Source organism: Paraburkholderia atlantica (assembly GCF_000092885.1).
Taxonomy (GTDB): Bacteria; Pseudomonadota; Gammaproteobacteria; order Burkholderiales; family Burkholderiaceae; genus Paraburkholderia; species Paraburkholderia atlantica.
The window spans coordinates 1-20,939 of sequence record NC_014118.1; the positions used below are offsets into that span (position 1 = coordinate 1).

Below are 20,939 nucleotides of genomic sequence, written 5' to 3' on the forward strand. Positions count from 1 at the left end.
TTGGAACGGCGATAACGAACACAAATCCGGATTCATGCGTGGCAGTCCAATCGGGCAGACTCTGCAAACCTTGGCATGTTAGTCCGGAAGGATTGTCCTTTACTGCCGTATGGGAGTCCGGTGTATTAAATGGCGTATACCAGGGGCACCAAGTTACAGAAGGGTTCATCTTAAAAGCCTATTTGGATAACGTTGGAATTCCCACGGTTGGATGCGGACATCGCATTATTGTGGCTGATCATATTGAGGTTGGACAGGTAATTAGCCTCGAGCGTGCGAGAGAATTTAGACGGCGCAATGTCGCTGAGGTCGAAAGACGACTTAATTCCGGTATTCATGTTCCCCTGTTTCAATATGAATACGATGCACTTGTCAGCATTGTATATAACAGCGGGCCGGGTCGCGGTGCGGACGGGATTATCGGAAAAATTAATGCAGGAAATTATCGGAACATGCATGATTTTATCCTTACGTATCGAATTGGAGGCAATCGCGGCGTTAGAAATCGCCGAGTTGGCGAGGCTCGCTTATTTTCGTCGGGGGTTTACGATGCGTCGCACTAAGATTGGGTTTTTCTGTTTAATCGCAGGAATGCTATTTCCTATTTTTGCGACAGCAAAATCAAATTATGATTTTTCGGTGACAATTTCAAATTCTGATTGTCTGCAACACTTGGGAGGCGGCTATGGAGACGTTGAATGCTATTCAGAATTGCAAAAAAAACTGGTGGCCGATAGCCAAATCTTATATAAAAAGCTGCGTGCAACCATACCAAAAGGCAATATTCATGCGAAATTGCTGGACGAATACATGGCAACGCAGAATGCATCTGTCAAGTATTGCGAATTGCCGCGCAATGCGGGGGCGGAGTGGGAAACGGAGCACGGGGGCTCGATGTTTCCTGCCTTGCAGGCGGAGTGCATTTACAATCTGCGCAAGACACAAAACGAATTCTTAAAGGGCTTGCTTGACATGGCGGACGGAAAATAACGAATGCCTGGTGGGATCAGAGGCAGGACTGCAGCATTACCCTATTTCAAAAAGGCGCAGGCGAACTGGTTGCTTGATAGCGAAGACGACTGGTCCGCGCCTCTTTGCCGGCATTGCGCTCGTGCAGAACCCTCAAGCGACCGCAAGACCGAAGCCATCCGATCGCACCACGCAATCCACCACTACTCCCACGCATATCTCATCCCCACCCAAAACCCCCTCGGCGCCCCCGGCCCGACGAACTGCTCGTTGACTGGACTCGCGCCATTGAACGTATTCCCCGGCCCGGTAAAGAAGTTCGCCCCCAGCGCGCCGAAGCTCGCATAACGCTTATCGAGCAGGTTCGACACCGATGCGAACACCTGCAACTGTTTCGTCACCTGATACGAGGTGTCCATATCGATCAGCAGATAGCCGGAGATCTTGCCGTTCACGTCCTGGTTGTTTTCGTCGCCCTGCGCGTAGATGCTGCCGCGCCACGTCAAGTTCGTGCCGATTCGCCATTTCGAGGTGGCCGCGTAGTCGAGCCGCAGTTTGACGGTCGTCGCCGGAATGCTCGGGATGTGGTCGCCCGGATGCACGGTGATGTTGCCGTTCGCGTCGGCGCTCGAATTGCTGGGGCTGCTTTCGACCCATGTCGACTGGTAGGTCGCGTTGACGTAGCTATAGCTGCCGGTCACGGTGAGCGGACCATATTTCGTCTGCCCGGCCAGTTCGACCCCTTGCCGGCGCGTGCGCCCGACGTTCTGGAAAAAGCCCTGCGAACTGCCCGCGCCGTTGCTGCTGATGAACTGGATGTCGTTGTCGAGCGTCGTGCTGTAAGCGGCGGCGCTCCATGTCGTGTTGCCGCCGATCCTGCCGCGCGCCCCGACTTCATAAGTCTTCGAAATGACCGGCTGCAATGGCGGATCGGAGATGAAGTCGTTCGGCAGCGAACATGGCGCGTTCGGATCGGCGCAGGCCAGCTCGATCGCGGTCGGCGAGCGCATGCCCTCGTTGTAGGTCGCATAGGCGGTGAAGGCCGGCGTCGGATTCCAGTTGATGCCGACCGCCGGATTGAAGCGCGAGAACGTATGGTGGCCGTTGAGCTGCGGCTGCGTGCCGGATTCGTCGCCGATCGTCGCATCGGCCCAGTTGTAGCGGCCCGACAGCGTCAGCGACCACTGCGGCGTCAGCGACAGCGTGTCCGTCAGATAGATGCCGTAGTTCGTGTTGTGCGTGTTCGCGTTGGTCTGCGGTTCGAAATTGCCGATGCCGACCGTCGCGCGCGAATCGGTGAACGCCGCATCCTGGGACGACTGCGTGAAGTGCGAATTGGCGGCATCGACGGCCATGCCCGCGATGAACTGGTTCTTCATGCCGCCGAGCTTGCCGAGCAGCGTCAGTTGCAAGCTCGCGCCGTAGCTGTCTGTCGACACCACCGACTGGAGGTTGGTCGCCTGCAACGTATCGACGTCGCCATCCCCCTCGATCTCGCCGAAGTTTTCGTTGACGTTACTGCTGGTGTTCGAATTGCGAAAGTGCCGGTAATACGCGTTGCCGCTCAGCTCGACGTTGTCGTTGAAGTAATGATCGCCCGACAGCGTCAGGTAGCCGACGCTGTTCTGATTCCGGTCGGGATACGTGTACGGTTGCTTGGGATTGTTGAGGAACGAGCGCGGAATGGTTTGCACGCCGTGCAGATCGTTGTCCGCGCCACCCGCCGACAACGACAGAGTGGTATCGGCGTCGGTATAGCGCAGCTTACCGAACGCCTGACGGATGCGGCTTTCGTTCTGCTCGGCCCAGCCGTTGTCGTTCGCGGCGTTGGCGGTGAAGTAGTAATCGAGGTTCTGGCCGATCGTGCCGCCCTGTTCGATCTGCGCGGCCTTGCGTCCCCACGAGCCGCCCTGTATTTCTGCCTCACCGACCGGATTGTCCTTGCCGTTTTTCGTCGTGATCGCCAGTGCGCCGCCGAGCGTGTTGAAACCGAAGGTCGGATTGGAGCCGGGAATCAACTGCATTGTGTCGATCGCCTGTTGCGGTATCAGGTCCCAGTTCACGACGTCGCCGAACGGCTCGTTCACGCGCACGCCGTCGACGAATACCGACAAGCCCTGCGGCGTGCCCAGCAGCGGTGATGCGGTGAAGCCGCGATAGAACAGGTTCATCTGATACGGATTGCCCTGCGCGTCGGAGATCGTGACGCTAGGCAGATTCGCCGCGAGGAAATCGGTAAGCGTCTGGCGCCCCTGCCGTTGGATATCGGCCGCGTGTACGGTCTGCACGTTGGCCGGCACCTGCGTAAGCGGCGTGCCGATGCCCAGCAATGGCGTGGTACCTACGACGACGATCGGCGCGAGTGTCGTAGTGGGTGTCGTGTTGCTGTTGGCGCTGTCGTCGGGCGCCCTGGAAGGGGCAGCGGAAGACGCCGAAGCCGGCGCCGACGCCGCGACCGGCGGCTCGGCTTGCGCCTGCGCCCACACGCTCGTGGACAAACCGGCGAGCGCCCCGCCGACGCAGAAGGTGATGCCGGCGCGCCGCTGAAGCCGGCGTTGGCGGCGTGCTTGAGATCGCATGCTCATCGTTGTTGTCTCCTGCCGGCTTGTTATGCGCGCGCGTCGCGCGTTGTTTGACGTTGTTGTAAAGCTTCGCATGCGCGTCTGTAAGCCGCGCGGGAGCTTTTCCCGATCTGCCTGGGAAGCGTTCCCAAACTCGCGCAAAACCCGCTGCGCGTGCTGGCGCTGAGTAGAATGCAAGCGTCATGTCAAGCGAACCGATCCATTCCTCCTCTGCTGGCCGCGCACCGCCATCGTCACCGATATGGCGCGACCTCGGCTGGGTCGTCGCCGTGACCGCGCTAGCTGCGGCGCTCGGCGCCGCCTTCGATCTGAGCGAGAAGATCTATCGGTTCACGCGCGGCGTGGAGCGCTTCCAGCTCGACGAGTTGCCGGGCACGTTGTTCGTGCTGTCCATCGCGCTCGCGTGGTTCGCATGGCGACGCTATAGCGATGCGCGCCGCGAAGCGCGCCATCGCCGCATGCTCGAGGAACAGGCCGAACAGCTGCTCGCCGACAACCGGCGCCTCGCCAGTCAGGCGCTGCAGGCGCAGGAACTCGAGCGCCGCCATATGGCGCGCGAGCTGCACGACGAGCTGGGTCAATACCTGAACGCGATGTCGCTCGACGCGGTGCGCATCCGCGATCTATCGGGCGAGCGCGAGCCGGAGATTCATCGCATCGCGCTCGGGCTGATACAGAGTGCGACGCATGTGTATCGCGAGATCGGCGGCATGATTCGCCGCCTGCGGCCGATCGGTCTCGACGAGTTCGGCTTGCCGACCGCGCTCGAACATTGCGTCGACGGCTGGCGCGAGCGCTTGCCCGAGGCGTCGTTCTCGGTCACGATCGAAGGGGATTTCAGCGGCCTCAGCGATGCGCTGACGATCACGCTATATCGGCTCGTGCAGGAAGGGCTGACGAACGTGTCGAAGTTCGCGCGCCGCTCGCGCGTCGAACTGTTCATGGTGCGTGCGCCGCGCGAACACGACGGCACGCAGATCGACGAGATCGTCGTCACGATGGCCGACGACGGCCCCGGCACCGATCTGACCGGGCCGCGCAGCGGACTCGGGCTGATCGGCATGCGCGAGCGCGTCGAGGCGCTCGGCGGCGAGTTTCACGTCGCGAGCGAGCCGCAGCGCGGTTTTCTGTTCTGCGCGCGCTTATCCGCTCATGCGGGGCTGGCCGAGCCCGTGAACTGAAGTCCGAGGCGGCTCGCCATCTGCGCGAGCTGCACGCCGTTGTCGGCACCGAACTTCTGCCGGATCACCGATTGATGGTTCGCCACCGTCTTCTGGCTCAAGCCGAGCTTTTCGGCGATGCTCGGCAGCGTATAGCCCTGCACGAGCAGCCGCAGCACCTCGAACTCGCGCGCGGACAACTGACGCCCAGGCGGCCCTTCGTTGAACGCGGTGCGCAGCGCAAGCGCCTGCGAGATGTCCGGACTCAAATAACCAGCACGCCGGGCAATCGAGCGCACCGCTTCGACCAGCACATCGGGCGCGCTCGCCTTGGTCACGTAGCCGAGCGCGCCCGCGTCGAGCGCGCGCCGTACGAAAATCGATTCCTCGTGCACGCTGAAGATCAGCACGCGCGCATCCGGCTCGCGCGCGAGCATGCGCCGCATCGCTTCGATGCCGCTCGCGCCCGGCAGCGACACATCCATCACGACCACGTCGGGCCGCAAAGCGCAAAAACGCTGGTAGGCCTGCGCGGCGTCGGCCGCTTCGCCGCACACCTCGACGTCGTCGTTCAGTTCGAGCAGACGCCGGTAGCCTTCGCGCACGACCGCATGATCGTCGACGAGCAGAACCGAGATGGTGTCGGCACTCATGATTGGGCTCCGGGTGATGCTCGATTGTCGCCGGCGGCGCCGGGCTCGCGGGCAGCCGCCGCGAGCTTGCGCGAGTTGGCGTCGTTGCGGAACAGGATCGGCTGTTCGCGGGCCGCTACTGTCGCCTCGGTTTGCGACGCCGCTTGCCGCACGATCTTGACCACGTTCTCGTGAAACGGCGATTTGTCGCAAACGGGGTCGGCGTTGGCCGCGTCGCCGGTCAGCAGAAAGGCCTGGCAGCGGCAGCCGCCGAGGTCGTGCTCCTTCTCGTCGCAGCTGCGGCACGGCTCCTTCATCCACTGCAAACCGCGGAAGCGATTAAATGCGTCGCTTTCGTACCAGATCTCGTGCAACGGCATGTCCTTCACGTTCGGCAGCGTCAGGCCGGGCAGGCCGCGCGCCGCGTGACACGGCAGCGCGGCGCCGTCGGGCGCGACGCCGAGGAACACTGCGCCCCAGCCGTTCATGCAGCGTTTCGGACGCCGCTCGAAGTAGTCGGGCACGACGAAGAAGATCTTGCACCGCTCGCCATGAGTCCGGCGATAGCGCGCGACCACCGCTTCGGCTTCTTCGAGCTGCTCGCGCGTCGGCATCAGTTGCGCCTGGTTCTCGCGCGCCCAGCCGTAGTACTGCGTGTTGGCCAGCTCCAGATATTCGGCGCCGAGAGCCAGTGCCATCTCGATGATCTTGTCGACGTGCGGCAGGTTGTAGCGATGCAGCACGCAGTTCATCACCATCGGAAAGCCGTGCCGTTTGAGCGCGGCGGCGACGCGCTGTTTCAGCTCGAATGTGCGCGTGCTGCTCAGGAAGTCGTTCAGCTGCTGCGTCGAGTCCTGGAACGACAACTGGATGTGATCGAGCCCGGCGGCCTTCAGGTCGCCGAGGCGTTGATCGGTGAGACCGACGCCCGACGTGATCAGGTTCGTGTAAAAACCGAGCCTGTGCGCTTCTTCGACCAGCACTTCGACGTCGTCGCGCACCAGCGGCTCGCCGCCCGAAAAGCCGAGTTGCACCGCGCCGAGCGCGCGCGCCTCGCGCAGCACGTCGAGCCATTGGCCGGTGGTCAGTTCGCGGTTGTGATCGGTGTAGTCGAGCGGGTTGTAGCAGAACGCGCAATGCAGCGGACAGCGATAGGTCAGCTCCGCGAGCAGCCACAGCGGCGGCGGCACCGCGGCGGCCGTGCTGGTTTGCGGTTGCGCGCCGGATTGAGAGCCTGGTTGAGAAAGATCAGTCATCGCGCTACTCCAGCCAGCCGCGCCCATGCGCGTCGGCGATGAAGGCCCGCACCTCGTTGCCGATGCCGGTCGCGTTGAACGCCTGTTCCAGTTCGGCGATCAGCGTATCGATGTCGCGTGTGCCGTCGCAGCGCTTGAGGATCTCTCCCGCGCTTTGGTTGAGTTTCACCATGCCCTCCGGGTACAGCAGCACGTGCGCGTTCTGCGCGGGCTCCCATTGCAGACGGAATGGCTTCGCGATTGCGAGCGGCGTGGCGGGTTGGGCGCGGGTCGTGTCGTTCATTGCGGAAACGCCTTCTCGATCGAGTCGAGCATGGTCCACAGAATGTCGAGCTTGAACTGCAGGATTTCGAGCGCCCGTTCCTGCTGATCGCGTCGCGTGAAATGCGCGAGCGTGACTTCGAGTCCGTGTTGCACGTCGCGCTGTGCTAGCGAAATGCGCGAACGGAAGTACGCGAGACCCTCGGGTTCGATCCACGGATAGTGCTCGGGCCAGCTCGCGAGCCGGTCGCGATGCACCTGCGGCGCGAACATTTCGGTCAGCGACGAGCACACCGCTTCCTGCCACGGTGCACGGCGTGCGAAATTCACGTAGGCATCGACGGCGAAGCGCACCCCGGGCGTCACATGTTCGAGCGACCACAACTCGTCGCGCGTGAGGCCGACCGCATCCCCGAGACGCGCCCAGGTTTCGATGCCGCCTTCCGAGCCCTCGTAGCCGTCGTGATCGAGAATGCGCAACACCCAGCGGCGGCGCGTCGCGCGGTCCGGACAGTTCGACAGCACAGCCGCATCCTTCAGCGGGATGTTGATCTGATAGTAGAAGCGGTTCGCGACCCAGCCGCGGATTTGCTCGCGCGAGCAGCCGCCGCTATTCATCTTCACGTTGAACGGATGGTGGATGTGATACGCGGTGCCCTTCGCGCGCAACTGCGCCTCGAATTCCTCACGGCTCCAGGCGGGCCGGTCGATGACCTGGGTTCCCGCTGCACTTGCATCGCGTGTTGGTGTCGTGTCCTGAATGTCTTTCGCGTTCATGCCGTCCGTCTCCGTTTTATCGTCGTTCACAGCCGCGCCTGGCTACCTCATCTCTGCGCACTCTTTACTGCGCACTTCAAAGCTCGAAGCTCATTCCGTCGTACGCGACCTCGATTCCATGCTCGCCTAGCATGCGCCGCTCGGGGCCGTCTTCGATCAGGATCGGATTCGTGTTGTTGATATGGATCAGCACTTTGCGCTTCGCGTTGAGCGAGTCGAGCGTTTCGATCATGCCACCCGCGCCGCTCTGCGGCAGATGGCCCATATCCGCCGAGGTCTTCTTCGACAGGCCGAGGCGGATCATTTCGTCGCCGGTCCACAGCGTGCCGTCGACGAGCAGCAGATCGGCCTCGCGCATCGCCGCCAGCACGTGCGGCTCGATCACGCCGAGCCCCGGCGCGTAGAACACGCGCTGGCCCGATTGCAGATTCGTCAGCACGAGCCCGATGTTGTCGCCGCGCTCGGGCGCCTCGCGATGCGGCGAGTACGGCGGCGCCTTGCTCGATAGCGGCAGCGCGTCGATGCGGATGCCGGGCAGCGCGTCGACGGCGAGCGGCGCGCCGTCGAGCGCGATACGGCGATGCTCGACACCGCAGTAGTGCGACAGGATCGGCGCGACCGGAAAGCCGGAGCGCAGGTCTTGCCAGACCGCATCGGTTGCGTACAGCGGCAGCGGCGTGTCGCGTTCGCGCAGCATCAGAAGGCCGGTCACGTGGTCGATCTGCGCGTCGATCACGAGTACCGCGGCGATGCCGCTGTCGCGCGCGCGCCGTGCCGGCTGAAGCTCGGGATGCGCGGCGATCTGCGCGAGCAGATCGGGCGACGCATTGACGAGCAGCCAGTCCTCGCCGTTCGCGCTGACCGCGATCGACGACTGCGTGCGGCGCGTCGCCTTCACCGTGCCGCGCCGCACGCCGTCGCAATTGCGGCAATTGCAGTTCCACTGCGGAAAGCCGCCGCCCGCCGACGAGCCGAGTACCTTGATCTTCATGCCGCGTGACGCATGCTGCTGCGCTCCTCGTCGATGGTGGGAGTGAACATCGCGGCGAGCACCTGCGCGACGCGCGCATGCAGCGCGGGGTCGCTCGCCAGATGACCGGCCGCGCTTACGGACTCGACGCGCGCGGAAGGAACCGCGCGCGATAGACGCCGCAGATTGCCGTGCGGACACACCGGATCGCGCGCGCCATGCACGGCGGCGATCGGCACGCCGGCCGCCGCCGCGCGGCGCGCGAGCGACAGCAAACGCGTTTCGCCGAGCCAGCAGCGATGCGCGAGGTAGTGCGCCTGAATCCGGTATTTGCCGATCAGCTTGCGGGCGTGGCGTTGGGATTCGTGTGTATTTCGCTGGACCCCGCGTTGTTGCGCCGCGGAGCCTCGCGGCGATGCACTCGCCAGCACCGCGTTTTCATAGCCGCGCCAGGCCAGTGCGAGCGAACGTTGCCGCGCTTCGTTCGCGCCGTATTGCAAGCCGGAGCCGCATCGCGCGGCCAGCGTCGCGGGCTGCTCGCAGCGGGCAGCGGCACGCAGTCTCGACCACGCACGCGGCGCACGCTTGCGCGACGCGATGAACAAACCGCGTACTTCGCGCGCGGAAGTCAGGAACAGGCCGCGCACCACGACGCCCGTGACCGACTGCGGACACTGTCCCGCATACGCGAGCGCGAGCGCCGCGCCCCACGATCCGCCGAGCACGCCCCAGCGCGCGAAACCGAGCCGCGCGCGAATCGCTTCGAGGTCGGCGATCAGATAGTCGGTGCGGTTGTGGCGCACGCTGCCGTGCGGCGTCGACGCACCGGTGCCGCGCTGGTCGATCAGCACGACGCGAAAACGCCGCAGATCGAAGAGACGCAGCACGCCGGGCTGACTGCCGCTGCCCGGGCCGCCGTGCAGCACCGCGACCGGCACGCCGTCGCGCGCGCCGGCGAGCGCATACCACACCCGATGACCATCGCGCGTGCGCAGCGTATGGACTTCGAGCGCAGCGGCTGCCTGCGTGTGGTGCGACGAGCTTCGCATCGTCATGGCAGCATCCTCGCGAGCAGGTTGTCGCGATCGATCCACTGATGCTTGAATGCGCCCGCCACGTGCAGCACGATCAACGCGATCAGCGCATAGCCGATCGCCTGGTGAAGGCCGAAGAACAGCTCGCGCAGATGCGCGTCGTCCCAGCCCCACTTCGGCAGCAGGATGCCCCAGAAGCGCGTGCCGTAGCGGTTGAACGACGAGCCGAGATACCCGGCGAGCGGCATCGCCACCATACACACGTATAAAAGACCCTGCGTAGTGCGCGCGGCGGCGCGTTGCCACGTTGGCATCGGCGGCAGGGGAGGCCGGTGAAGGACTACCCGCGCGACGATGCGCAAAAGCACCAGCAGGAAAACCGTCAGTCCGAGCGACTTGTGCAGATTGATCAGCGTCGCTTTGACAGGCAAGCCCTTCGGCAATCCGACCATATAGAGGCCGAGCGCCAGCAGACCGATGATGCCGAGCGCGATCAGCCAGTGCAGCGCCATCAGCAGCCCGGCATAGCGCGGGCCGCCGGCGCTGGCAGTTGCGTTGACGTCGATATCAGGCTTCGCGTTTCGAGAATCCGCTGTCGTCATGCCCTGTCTCCATGCAACATCGTGGCGGGACGTTTCTTTTTTGCCGAACACCGTCTCAGTCCTGGCTGACATAGCGCTGCCTCATCCGGCGATGAGTATTTCGCCGCGGCCGTCGACCGCGAGGTCGCCCGTAAAGCGAACCGGCAGACGGTCCGCGCGCCACTGCGAAAACGGCGCGATTTCGGCCGCGAGGCTGCGTATGAGCAATGACCAGAATACGTCGAAACCGTGTCCGCCGCCGGTGAACGTCGGGGGTGGCAAACCCTCGGGTCGTTGCCCGAGCAGCAGCGTGCCGCGCCTCATCGCATAGGCATAGTGTGCGCCCAGTTGCCCCGCCACGCCGACGGTCCCCGCCACCAGCCGCGACGCCGCGAAGTCGCCCGCGTTGCCGCCGACCAGCACGAGGCCGCGGCGCATCCGGTCGGCGAGCCGCGCGCCCGCGTTGCCATGGATCGTCAGCGTTCCGCCGCTCATGCCTTCCATGTCGCCCGTCAGTGCGCCGGCGGCGAAGTCGCCGCTGTCGCCGCGCACCGTCACGCGTCCGCCGCGCATTTCGCAACCTGTGAAGTGCCGCGCGTCGCCGTCGATTTCAAGCAAGCCGCCGCTCATCCTGAAGCCGCTGTAGTCGCCGACCGCGCCGCGCGCGACGAGCCGTCCGCCGTCCATCTGCGCGCCGAGCCGGTCGAGCCACCGCGCGGCGCCGTCGATCAGCAGCGTGGCCATGTCGTCGCCGGACGCGGGCGCGTCGTCGCGCGATACCTCGAAAACGTCGCCGACCACGCAGCGCTCGTTGCCGGCCGGCAGCACGATGCGCTCGACCTCGGCCACGCTCATGCTGGCCAGCGCCGCCGGCGACAGCGCGGCCGCATCGACGCGAAAGCCGGGCGGTGTCTTCACGCGCAACGTGGTCGTGCTCATGCGCGTCCCCCGTTGAGTCCTGCGGCCAGTTCGTGCAGATGAAAGTGGTACGGCCCGAGCTTGCCGCCGTAGTTGCCCGCCGAAATGCGCAGCACGCCGGCCGCGCGCCCGAGTCCGGTCGCCGCGCCGATACCGGCCGTCATCGCCGCGCCGACGTCGGCGTCGGTCAGACCGTCGATGACGATCTCCAGCACGCGGCCCACGTCCGCGCTCAACTCGCTGCGCGATGCGAGGCCGATCAGGCTCGGACAGAACGCATCGTTGGTCGACGCGGTCGCGCCCGCGTATTTCGAGCCGATCTTCGAGCCCGACCGCACGATGCCGCCGGGAAACGGCATGATCACGTTCGGTAGCCGGCGCATCGCGGCGACCGCGGCTTCGGCGGCGGCGAGCGCGGCGCCCTGGTCGCGCGCGAGCAGCAGCAGGTTGCCGCCGCCGACGGCCTTGACCGTCGCCGCCGTGTCTTCGCAGACGAACTCGCCGTCCATCACCGGCACGCGCCAGTAACGCGTGGGGCCGTTTCCTGTGTCGATCATCTTGGCGATCTGCCAGCCGTCGCCGAAAAAGCGCAGCCCGCTGCCGAGCGGCGCCGGGTCCGACAGCGGCGCGCGGCTCGTGGCCGGATCGATGCCGCTGTAGACGGCCGTGCTCGGACAGGTGAGCACGCACTGGCCGACACGCCGCCCGATCTGCTTCGCCAGTTCCTTCGTCGACACCGCGAACAGCAGCACCGCGACGCCGGGCCGGCCGTCGGGCGTTGCCTCCGGCGCGAGCGTGCGTTCGATGCCCGCCTCGCAGCCGCAGCCGATCACCGAGGTCGCGAAGCCCGACAGCGAGTTCGCCGCGTGCATCGCCCAGGTCGGCGTGTGCGCGGTGATCACGAGCCGGGTCGCTTTCATCGGAAAGGCTTCGGCGAAGGTCGCGTCGATCGCGGTGCCGTTGATTTCGAGCGGGGCGGGAGCGTTCATCGTGGCCGCGTCAGGTTAGGCATTCGACGGGCAACAGCCGTCCGCCGCGGCAGCAGCGGCAGGCTTCGTCGTCGCTGATTGCGGCGTGCGCGAAGTTGCTCGCGAGATTCGCGTCGCTATACGCGCGCAGCGTTCTCTCGATACCGCGATCGAACTCCGGCGCGACGAAATGGATACCGCCCGTCGGCGTCGCGACCAGCGTGCCGTCGCGCGCGACCAGTTCGCCGTCCTTGAACACATAGGCGGGCGACGTGAACATCCGCTCGCGGTCCGGCTCGTCGCGATAGACGGCGATGTCCGCCGCCGCGCCCGCGCCGAGATGGCCGCGATCGCGCAGACCGAGCAGCCGTGCCGGACCGGCGCGCGTGATGATCGCGATCTCGTACAGTGAAAATTCGCGCTTGAGTTCCGGCAGCGCGCTGGCGACTTGCGCTTCGGGATGCAGCTTCGCAAGCTGCTCATCGCGAAACGTTTTGTCCATCAGCAGGCGGATCAGATGCGGATAGCTGGTGAACGGTCCGCCGTTCGGATGATCGGTGGTCATCGCGACGCGCCACGGGTCGTCGACGAGCAGGAAGATTTCGAGGCCGATGATCCATTGCAGCGCATTCACGTAGCTCTGTTCGCGATAGCGGAACGGCAGGACGCCGCAACCCGCATCGCACTCGATATCGCCGACCACCCACTTGTGCGGCCGCGCGAGCGGCGCGTTGCGGAACTGCATCATCGTGTCACCGGAGGCCGTGACGGTCTGTCCGAAGATGATCTGACCGACGTCGATCGACACGTTCGGCCGCGCGTTCACGGCCTCGGCGATTTGCCGCGCGCCCGACGAAAACTTGCGTGAACCTTCGGTGCCATAGCTGTGAAACTGGATATGCGTCAGATGGATCGGCAGGCCATCGGCGGCGTCCATCGTCGCGATCGTCGATGCGAGGTTGCCGGGCACGCCGAGGTTGCTGGTGTGCACATGCAGCGGATGCGGCACGCGCAGCTCGGTCAGCGCGCGCGTCAGCGTGCGCAGCACCTCGCGTGGCGTGATGCCGTAGTGCGCGTGCGGTTCGTCGACGTCGAGCGAGCGCTGGTTGAACTTGAACGCCGAGATGCCGCCCGGGTTCACCACCTTGACGCCGAGCGCCTTGCTTGCGTTGATGGTCCAGCCGACGTAGTCGCGCAGTCGCTCGAAGTCGTCGCGCGCGGCGAGCATTTGCAGGAACAGTTCGTCGTTGCCGAGCATTACGTACGCGCCGTGATCGATGATCGGCGTGTCGCCCATTTCGAGGTGCGTGTGGCGCGCGTTCGACGGCATCATCGCCGGTTCGAACGCGGCCGTGTAGCCCATTTCGGCGTAGCGGTAGCCGGTCGCGAGCGTGCCCGGCGTGCAGACGCCGCACGAAGGCAGACGCAGATAGCGGCCGTTGTCGTCGCGCGCGGCTTCGTAGGCGGCCTCGCGGGGCGCAACGGCGCCCGGCGCAACGGCGCCCGGCGCGTCGGCGCGATGGTCCTCGGGCAGCAGCAGGCGCGACAGATTGGTCTTGCCGCCGCCGATATGCGAATGCAGATCGATGCCGCCCGCCATCACGATCATGCAGGTCGCGTCGTATTCGCGATCGACGGGTGTGGTGGCCGGCACGTCGACGATGCGGCCGTCACGGAACGTCAGGTCGCGGCGCTCGCCGTTGACGTTGTTGATCGGGTCGAACAGCGTGCCGCCTTTGAGCCGGACGAGAGTCATGGCTGATCCTCGCGCGGATTCAATCGTTCGCTCAGTCGTTCGTTCAACTGCGCGGCAAGCGACGCCACCGTCTCCAGCGCAGCGCCACGCGCGGCGGCGAGCGGCATCACGGCCGTACCGTCGACGCGAAACAGATGCCCACCGCTATCGATGCCCGGTGTCGCGACTGGCACGAACACGGTGTTGGCACCGCGTGCCTTGGCTGCATCAGCGAGCGCCGGATGACCGAGCACGATCAGCGGAAGCGCGGGATCGAGCGACGCGGGCCATGCGTGCGGCGCGAAGCTTGCGATCCACACCAGCGCATCGACTTCGCGTTCGGCAAGCAGCCGCGCCGTCCGATAGCGGTACGGATCGTGATCGAGCGGCGCGGCGCCGGTGACGCGCGCCGGCATCGACACGCGCGTGCGCAGCGGCAAGCCGGACAGCCACGTGACGGTCTGATTGACCGTCAAAGCGCCGTCATCGCCGCCGAGCGCGAGACATGCCGCGCGCGTCGTGCGATTCACGGCCTTGACGATCCGGTTCAGCGCTTCGATCAGCAGCGCCGCGTGCGGCGCGGGCAGCGCGGCCGGTTCGTAGACGACCACCGTGTAGCGCGCGCTGGCGATGCGTGCGTGCAGCGACGCGAGGGCGGTTGCCACGTTGGCCTGGCTGCCAGCGCCGTGACTTAGCGCGGCCGCGTCGCGTCCTTCCGCGAGCGCCGACCACAGCGCGAGCGTGTCATAGGGATCGGCGTCGCGCAGCAGCGGGTCGATGCGCGTTTGCGGCAAGCCGGCCGCCGCCGGGTCCGCGTCGCAGCCGACGAAGACCAGCTCGCGCGCGAGTTCGGTGCCGCCCAGCGCGCGCGTGTAGAAGCGCGGGTAGCGCCGCGACGGCTGACAGCCGAAGAACACCAGCAGGTCGGCGCGCGCGCGCACTTCGGAAAGCGTCGTGAAGAACGCGCCGCGATCCTGCAACGCGAGCGTCGCGGGTGTCAGCGCATCGCCGTGCAGATGATCGAGGATCGCGCCGCAGGCGGCGGCGAGCGGATACAGCGCGCGGGTGCCGGCGACGTCGGTCGCGAGGCCGCCGAACAGCGGACGGCGCGCGTTCGCGAGCCACTGTGCGGCGCTGGTCAGCGCGGCATCGTGGTCCGCTTCGCTGCCGTCGACCACGCATCTGCATTGCGCATCCGCCGCGCCGTACCGGGTGAGCGCGTGAGCGAGCCGCGAGCATTCGGTGTCCGGTACTTCGAGCGTGCCGTCGTCGTGGGAAGCGGCGACAAGGTCGTCGCACAGCAATGGACAGAACGGACAGATCCAGTCGCGTGTGAGCGCCGCGGCGCGCGTTGCGCTCGAGCTTGGGGTCGATGGATCGATGGCGGAGCTATGCATGGGCCAGGTTTTAGCAAGCTCCATGCCGATTTTTCGACGACGCTTCGGCGAGCAAGCGTCGCGCGGAAGCAGGCCGCGCTTACGGTCGCACAGCTTTGCATTCGGCGGATCGACATGCGCGACGCCCTGGCGACAAGCGTGCCCGATCGTGCGTCGGCGGGCGGGTTCAGAGACCTGCTGCGCCATACAAAATGTGTGCCGTTCTGGAGCAGAGTGTCACACGCAAACTGTCCGGCTTATGTTGCGTTTACAGACAGCGCTGTCAGAACGCGTGGCATGGAAATTGTATGGAAGGCCTACGCTGAATCGGAAGGCGCGCAGTCGATCTGCCGATCGTGCAGCGCGGACGCCACCAGCCAGGCGCTGGCGCCGGTGCCGGCCGCAGCGGCCAGATCGTCGCGATTGCGGATGCCGCCCGCGCCGATCAGCGTGGTATGCGCGGCGGCTTGCGCGCGCAGGCGCTCGAATGTCGCGAGATCGGGGCCGGCGTAGCTGCCGACCTGGTCGAGCGTCATCGCGATCACGCGCGACGGCCACCATGCCGACGAGCGATCGAGCGCCGTCGCGGCGAGCAGTTCGCCGGCGCGATGATCGAGCGATAGGATCGGCGCGAGGCCGGCGCGCTGCGCCGCGTGCAGGGCATGGATTTCGCGAAGCGTCTCCGAGCCGAAGACCGGCACGAGGGTCGCCAGGTTTGAATTGGCAGCAGGGCGGTCGAGTTGATCAACAGCAGCGTCGATGCGCTCGAACAGCGCGCGCATCGATGCGTAGTCCGCGAAACCCGCGTCGAGCCACAGTTCGATGCCGGGCAGCGCGGCGCGCAACGCGGCGAGCGTCGAAGCATGCGCGCCGCGCTGCAGGATGGCGCCGAGATCGGCGATATAGAGCGTGCGCGCGCCGCTGGCTTCGAGTAGCGCGTGGGCGGTAGCAAGTGGGTCACTCGTCGCGACGAGGCGGGACTGGATGGGCCGATAGGCGCTCCGCTCGCCGCGCACCGCGCGGACGACCTGGCCGTCGAGCAGATCGAGAACAGGTATTACCTGCATAGAGGGGCGCTTTCCTTTGACCAAGATCTTTGTTTATGAGTATCTCACCGGCGGCGGCATCGACCCCGAGTTCGCCGGCGCGGGCAGTCTCGCCGATTTGAGCGCGCTGATCATCGAAGGACGCGTGATGCGCGACGCGCTGGTCGCCGCTTTGCGTGAACTGGACGGCGTGCAGGTCACGTTCGCGACCTCGCGCTTCGAAACACCAGCCGCGGGCGACGCTCATTGTATGGCCGCGCCCGGCGAATCGATGACGGCGTTCGTCGCGCGCGCGGCGCGCCAGCATGACTACGCGTGGGTGGTCGCACCGGAATGTGACGGCCTGCTGCTGCGCTTTCACGATGCGGTCGGCACTGTCCGGTGGCTCGGCTGCGCGAAGGAAGCGATCCGCGTCGCGTCGAGCAAGAGCGCGACCGCGGCGTGTCTTGCCGCGCATGGCATCGCGACGACGCCGGCACTCGAACCCGGCGGCCCAGCCGCGCAGCACGACGGCCGCTGGGTCGTCAAACCGGACGACGGCGCGGGCGGCCTCGACACGATCGTCTACGAACGCTTCGCCGATGCTTGCGCCGACTACGACGCGCGCGCGGCGGCCGGGCGCAATCCGGTGCTGCAGGCATGGGTCGACGGCGAGCCGTTGAGCCTGTCGCTGATCTGCCGCGGCGACGCGACCAAGCTCCTCAGCATCAACCGTCAGCAGATCGGGCTGAGCGGCGGCGACGCGTCGGGCGAGGTTGCGCGGATCGTCGAGTTCGACGGGGTGCTGGTCGATCAGATCGACCAGCACAGCGACATGGGCCGCGCGCTGGACACGCTCGCGCATCGCGTCGCGCGGGCCATCCCGGGTTTGCGCGGCTTCGTCGGCATCGATGTCGTATGGCATCCACAGCGAGGGCCGGTCGTGATCGAGGTGAATCCGCGTTTGACGGTCGCCTATGCGGGCCTGTCGGCGGTGCGCGGCAGCGGCCTGACGCGCGCGCTGCTGGCCGCGCATGGCGTGCGACTCGAGCGCTGCGGCGCGGCGCGCGCCAATCCGCCGACGTACGAGGTGCGCCCTTGAGCCCCGCCCGCGCGAACCCGGCGGTGCGGTTCGGCTGGGACGTCGGCGGCGCGCACGTGAAGGTGTCGCTCGTCGACGACAGCGACGCGGTGCTCGACGTCGTGCAATGGCCGTGTCCGCTGTGGCAGGGCCTCGACCATCTGCACCGCACGATCGACCTCGTGTTCGAGCGCTGGCCACAGGCGCGCACGGACGCCGCGCAGCATGCGGTGACGATGACCGGCGAGATGGTCGACCTGTTCGCGGACCGCGCCGAAGGCGTGCGCGCGATCGTGGCCGCGCTCGCTCAGCGGCTCGGTTCGTCACTGCGCTTTTACGCCGGCGACGCCGGCTGGCTCGCCGCCGGCGACTGCGCGGCCGGCTGGCGCCACGTCGCGTCGGCCAACTGGCTCGCGACCGCGAGCTGGGTCGCTACCCGCATGCCGAACGCGCTGCTGATCGACATCGGCAGCACCACCACCGACATCATTCCGATCGTCGACGGCCGCGTCGTCGCGCGTGCCGCGACCGATGCGGGCCGGCTCGCGAGCGGCGAACTCGTGTATCACGGCGTCGTGCGCACGCCGTTGTGCGGCGTCGCGCATCGGATCGAATTCGGCGGCGCGATGCGGAACGTGATGAACGAATGGTTCGCGACCACCGCCGACGTCTACCGGCTGACGGGCGAACTGGACCCGCTGCACGACGTCCAGCCGAGCGCCGACCAGGGGCCGAAGACGCAGGCGGCGAGTCGCGCGCGGCTCGCGCGCATGATCGGGCACGACGCGCACGACGCGTCGGACCTCGAATGGCTGCACTTTGCGCGGCGCTGGCGCGCGCTGCAGGTGCGCGAAATCGGCGCAAACCTGATGCGCGTGATCGCCGCGCAGCCGGCGCTCGCGGCGGCGCCGCTGGTGGGCGCGGGTTGCGGCCGCTTCCTCGTCGCCGCATTGGCGCGCGACGAAGCGCGCGGCTATATCGACTTCGGCGCATTGGCGGGCGTGCCCGATGCTAGCGCGGCGTGGGCGGCGACCTGCGCGCCGAGCGTGGCGGTCGCGCTGCTCGCGGCGCGCGAACCGCGAGCGCAGCGGCGAAGCGCGCGTGGCGTGGCCGCGCGCGCGGCATGAGCTGACCGGCGCGGCGCCGGCGCACGAGTAGCGCAAAGCAGGACAGTGGGGACGATTGGGCGAGCGGGACAAGTTCGGTGATGAACGAGGCTGCGAAACGACGCGACTCGGCCGGGCACTCAACTGGACGCGAGGACAACAGTCATGTGGGTGGTCAAGATCGGAGGCAGTCTGAGTCACGACCCGGCACTGCGCCACTGGCTCAGCGAGCTATGCGAAGTCGGCGGCGGACGCGTGGTGATCGTGCCCGGCGGCGGCGATTTCGCGGACAAGGTGCGCCAGTACCAGGGCGAGTGGAACTTCGACGATCTGGCCGCGCACAACATGTGTCTGCTCGCGATGACGCAATACGCGCTGCTGATGCAGGGCGTGTCGCCCGAACTGGTGATCGCGTCGAGCGAGGCGAAAATCCGGCGCACGTTGCGCGACGGCCACGTCGCCGTGTGGGTGCCGACCGCGCTGATGCGCGACACGCCCGACACGATGAGCAACTGGGACACGACCTCCGACAGCCTCGCCGCCTGGCTATCGACGATGCTCAACGCGGAGCGGCTGATCGTCGTCAAATCCTGTCCGATCGCCGCCGACGATCCGCTCGAAACGCTGGCCGCGTCGGGCGTAGTCGACCGCAAGTTCGTCGACTACGTGACGGATGCCAACTATGTGGTCGAACTGCTCGACAAGAGCAACGTCGCGCTGATGCGCGACCGTTTGCTGAATATTCCGGTGATGTGAGCGGCGGCTATAGCCGCGTCGCGCCCGTCGAATCCGGCAGCGGCGCGCCGCCATCGACGCGTATTTCCCCAGCCGGCCGATGCAACGCGCTCGCCCATTGCGCGACGCGCTCGGGGTCGAGCCGCGAGCGGCGCCCGTCGGCGCACAGCGCGGTGCGAAAACCGGCCACGTCGGGCGCCAGCGCACGGATCTGCGGCAGTTGCGCCCAGCCGAGCGCACCGGCGATGCCTACCATCGCGCCGCGTTGACGCGCGAGCCGCAACCAGCGCGCGAGCGAGTCGACATCGACGTGATCGAACAGCGTGCCGCCGTCCTTGCTCGCGGTATCGAACATCAGGCCGGCAAAGCCGAGCGCCGCGGTGTGGCTGACCAGTTCGTCGTCCATGCCGCCGTCGCACAGCAGCACCGGCACGACGGTGGCCGGCAGATTCGCGAGCTGCTCGATGCAGCGGCGCGCGGCCGGTCCGCGCGCGACGCCGACCTTCACGTAGTCGACGCCGGCGTCGCTGACGTCGATCACGCGCGCGGCGATCTCGTCGAACGCGTCGGCCGGCACGTCGCCGATCGCTGCGCTGATCGGCTTGACCGGATAGCGGGCGCGCAGCTGTCGCGCGATGTTCGTAATGGCGCCGATCGACAGGCCGCCGAGCGCGCCGTCGTCAGGTTCCTTCAGGTCGATCAGCTCGGCGCCGGCGCGTGCGGCGTCGAATGCTTCCTCATCCGAGCGGACGCTCGCAAGCAATGCGGTCATCAGGGTTCTCCCGGCAAACGGGTTCAGTGATGGGCGGACGTGACGGCCTGTCGGGCCGCCTCTTCCAGAGTCGCGCGGTATCGCGCGACCGCGGCGACGAGCCAGCCCCAGGCGGTGCGCTCGTTGTCGCCGGCGGTTTTGTCGATCGCGATCTGCAGATAGGCCATTTCGCGATCGACCTTGTCGGCCGGCAGCATGAAGAGCCGGCTTACCAGAATGGCGCCTTCCACGACCGCCGACTGCGCGCGATTGAAGCCCGCGAACGGCGCGTGGTTTTCGCGGTGCACGCATTTCATCACCAGCACCGGGCGCTCTTTGTCGTCGCGCAGTTCGTCGAGTTCGAGCTCGGCGTGGGCCAGCGATTCGGTCAGACGCACGCTCGCGACACGGCTTGCGGCCACGGTCGGCCAATCGGTCGCGCAGTGCGTGACGCAGCCCGCGAAGACGCGTACGTCGGTGGTGAAATTGAGCACGGCAGAGCGCGTCGCGACGATATTGTCGAGCGTGACCGACGGCCGGAAAGGCGAAAGGATGATGCGCTCACCCTCGTAGCGCGCGCCCATCGGCGCGATATGAGGACGGCCATCGCACGCTGCCGTGGTGACGATCGTTTCGTGGATCATGGTTGGGAACGTTTGTCCCGACAGCGCCGGAAGGCCGGCCGTCAGCAGAGGTCAAACACACACGGGAACCGCAAAGGGGCCGCGGCGTGCGGCCCGGTTGCGGGCTTAACGCGTAGCGACATACATCACGATTTCAAAACCGAGGCGTACGTCGGTGTAGCTCGGAGTCGTCCATTGCATATGTGCTTCCTCCTTCGGTTGAAACTGCGGTTGGAACTGCGTTACGCCGCCGGCACGGCGAAAGTTCATGCCCAATGTCGGCGGCAGCCGGCATCACGCAATCTCCATGCCCGTGCGTGTACCGGCCGGCCAGGCGGGCGTGCATTCGAGGGCTAATACAGCGCTCAGCGAATTGCGCCACGCCATGGCGCTCGCGCG

21 protein-coding genes are annotated in these 20,939 nt (G+C 66.3%); 5 read left to right on the plus strand and 16 right to left on the minus strand.

Annotated features, from left to right (window positions below):
• Positions 1-432: 432 nt before the first annotated feature.
• Positions 433-990 (plus strand): hypothetical protein, encoded by a 558-nt coding sequence (locus BC1002_RS15975; protein ID WP_238537977.1) that lies wholly within the window; start codon positions 433-435, stop codon positions 988-990.
• 182 nt (positions 991-1,172) lie between these two features.
• Here the strand turns inward: BC1002_RS15975 and BC1002_RS15980 are convergent, their stop codons facing one another.
• Entirely contained in the window at positions 1,173-3,554 is a 2,382-nt protein-coding gene (locus BC1002_RS15980; RefSeq protein ID WP_013091036.1) for a TonB-dependent receptor, read from the minus strand.
• 179 nt (positions 3,555-3,733) lie between these two features.
• Between BC1002_RS15980 and BC1002_RS15985 the strand changes: the two genes are divergently transcribed.
• Positions 3,734-4,732, plus strand: coding sequence for a histidine kinase (locus BC1002_RS15985; RefSeq protein WP_013091037.1), 999 nt, complete (start codon positions 3,734-3,736; stop codon positions 4,730-4,732).
• Here BC1002_RS15985 and BC1002_RS15990 read toward each other — a convergent pair.
• The 12 genes from BC1002_RS15990 to BC1002_RS16045 form a co-directional block, all read right to left on the minus strand.
• Positions 4,702-5,364 (minus strand): response regulator, encoded by a 663-nt coding sequence (locus BC1002_RS15990; protein WP_013091038.1) that lies wholly within the window; start codon positions 5,362-5,364, stop codon positions 4,702-4,704. The genes BC1002_RS15985 and BC1002_RS15990 overlap by 31 nt on opposite strands.
• A complete protein-coding gene (gene pqqE / locus BC1002_RS15995) occupies positions 5,361-6,599 on the minus strand; it encodes a pyrroloquinoline quinone biosynthesis protein PqqE (protein ID WP_013091039.1) in 1,239 nt (412 codons plus the stop codon). Before pqqE ends, BC1002_RS15990 begins: the two co-directional genes overlap by 4 nt.
• A 4-nt stretch (positions 6,600-6,603) precedes the next feature.
• On the minus strand, positions 6,604-6,882 hold the full coding sequence (pqqD, locus tag BC1002_RS16000; protein WP_013091040.1) for a pyrroloquinoline quinone biosynthesis peptide chaperone PqqD: 279 nt from the start codon (positions 6,880-6,882) through the stop codon (positions 6,604-6,606).
• Entirely contained in the window at positions 6,879-7,637 is a 759-nt protein-coding gene (pqqC, locus tag BC1002_RS16005) for a pyrroloquinoline-quinone synthase PqqC (RefSeq protein ID WP_013091041.1), read from the minus strand. The genes pqqD and pqqC overlap by 4 nt, the downstream gene beginning before the upstream one ends.
• Positions 7,638-7,713: 76 nt before the next feature.
• Positions 7,714-8,628 carry a pyrroloquinoline quinone biosynthesis protein PqqB gene (pqqB, locus tag BC1002_RS16010; protein WP_013091042.1) on the minus strand — a complete coding sequence of 305 codons (915 nt, stop codon included), beginning with the start codon at positions 8,626-8,628 and terminating at the stop codon, positions 7,714-7,716.
• Entirely contained in the window at positions 8,625-9,662 is a 1,038-nt protein-coding gene (locus BC1002_RS16015) for an alpha/beta fold hydrolase (RefSeq protein WP_013091043.1), read from the minus strand. Before BC1002_RS16015 ends, pqqB begins: the two co-directional genes overlap by 4 nt.
• Positions 9,659-10,243, minus strand: a complete 585-nt coding sequence (locus BC1002_RS16020) for a cytochrome b (RefSeq protein ID WP_420798762.1) — start codon at positions 10,241-10,243, stop codon at positions 9,659-9,661. The genes BC1002_RS16015 and BC1002_RS16020 overlap by 4 nt, the downstream gene beginning before the upstream one ends.
• A gap of 81 nt (positions 10,244-10,324) precedes the next feature.
• Positions 10,325-11,161, minus strand: a complete 837-nt coding sequence (locus BC1002_RS16025) for a formylmethanofuran dehydrogenase subunit C (RefSeq protein WP_013091045.1) — start codon at positions 11,159-11,161, stop codon at positions 10,325-10,327.
• The gene (gene fhcD, locus BC1002_RS16030) at positions 11,158-12,129 is read right to left on the minus strand and encodes a formylmethanofuran--tetrahydromethanopterin N-formyltransferase (RefSeq protein ID WP_013091046.1); all 972 of its coding nucleotides are present in this window, start codon (positions 12,127-12,129) and stop codon (positions 11,158-11,160) included. Before fhcD ends, BC1002_RS16025 begins: the two co-directional genes overlap by 4 nt.
• 10 nt (positions 12,130-12,139) lie before the next feature.
• A complete protein-coding gene (locus BC1002_RS16035; RefSeq protein ID WP_013091047.1) occupies positions 12,140-13,864 on the minus strand; it encodes a formylmethanofuran dehydrogenase subunit A in 1,725 nt (574 codons plus the stop codon).
• Entirely contained in the window at positions 13,861-15,240 is a 1,380-nt protein-coding gene (locus tag BC1002_RS16040) for a molybdopterin-binding domain-containing protein (RefSeq protein ID WP_013091048.1), read from the minus strand. The genes BC1002_RS16035 and BC1002_RS16040 overlap by 4 nt, the downstream gene beginning before the upstream one ends.
• A 296-nt stretch (positions 15,241-15,536) precedes the next feature.
• Positions 15,537-16,286, minus strand: a complete 750-nt coding sequence (locus BC1002_RS16045) for a HisA/HisF-related TIM barrel protein (RefSeq protein WP_013091049.1) — start codon at positions 16,284-16,286, stop codon at positions 15,537-15,539.
• A gap of 16 nt (positions 16,287-16,302) precedes the next feature.
• Here BC1002_RS16045 and BC1002_RS16050 point away from each other — a divergent pair, with 16 nt between their 5' ends.
• From BC1002_RS16050 to BC1002_RS16060, 3 genes are all read left to right on the plus strand, one after another.
• The gene (locus tag BC1002_RS16050) at positions 16,303-17,346 is read left to right on the plus strand and encodes an ATP-grasp domain-containing protein (protein WP_013091050.1); all 1,044 of its coding nucleotides are present in this window, start codon (positions 16,303-16,305) and stop codon (positions 17,344-17,346) included.
• A complete protein-coding gene (locus BC1002_RS16055) occupies positions 17,343-18,452 on the plus strand; it encodes a hydantoinase/oxoprolinase family protein (RefSeq protein ID WP_013091051.1) in 1,110 nt (369 codons plus the stop codon). The genes BC1002_RS16050 and BC1002_RS16055 overlap by 4 nt, the downstream gene beginning before the upstream one ends.
• Before the next feature lie 144 nt (positions 18,453-18,596).
• Entirely contained in the window at positions 18,597-19,187 is a 591-nt protein-coding gene (locus BC1002_RS16060) for an amino acid kinase family protein (RefSeq protein ID WP_013091052.1), read from the plus strand.
• A gap of 7 nt (positions 19,188-19,194) precedes the next feature.
• Here BC1002_RS16060 and BC1002_RS16065 read toward each other — a convergent pair whose 3' ends face one another.
• The 3 genes from BC1002_RS16065 to pqqA all read right to left on the minus strand — a co-directional run bounded on the left by BC1002_RS16065 (position 19,195) and on the right by pqqA (position 20,810).
• The gene (locus tag BC1002_RS16065) at positions 19,195-19,938 is read right to left on the minus strand and encodes a (5-formylfuran-3-yl)methyl phosphate synthase (protein WP_013091053.1); all 744 of its coding nucleotides are present in this window, start codon (positions 19,936-19,938) and stop codon (positions 19,195-19,197) included.
• A gap of 23 nt (positions 19,939-19,961) precedes the next feature.
• Entirely contained in the window at positions 19,962-20,561 is a 600-nt protein-coding gene (locus BC1002_RS16070) for a DUF447 domain-containing protein (protein WP_013091054.1), read from the minus strand.
• A gap of 105 nt (positions 20,562-20,666) precedes the next feature.
• The gene (pqqA, locus tag BC1002_RS39730) at positions 20,667-20,810 is read right to left on the minus strand and encodes a pyrroloquinoline quinone precursor peptide PqqA (RefSeq protein ID WP_063822910.1); all 144 of its coding nucleotides are present in this window, start codon (positions 20,808-20,810) and stop codon (positions 20,667-20,669) included.
• Between the last annotated feature and the right edge of the window lie 129 nt (positions 20,811-20,939).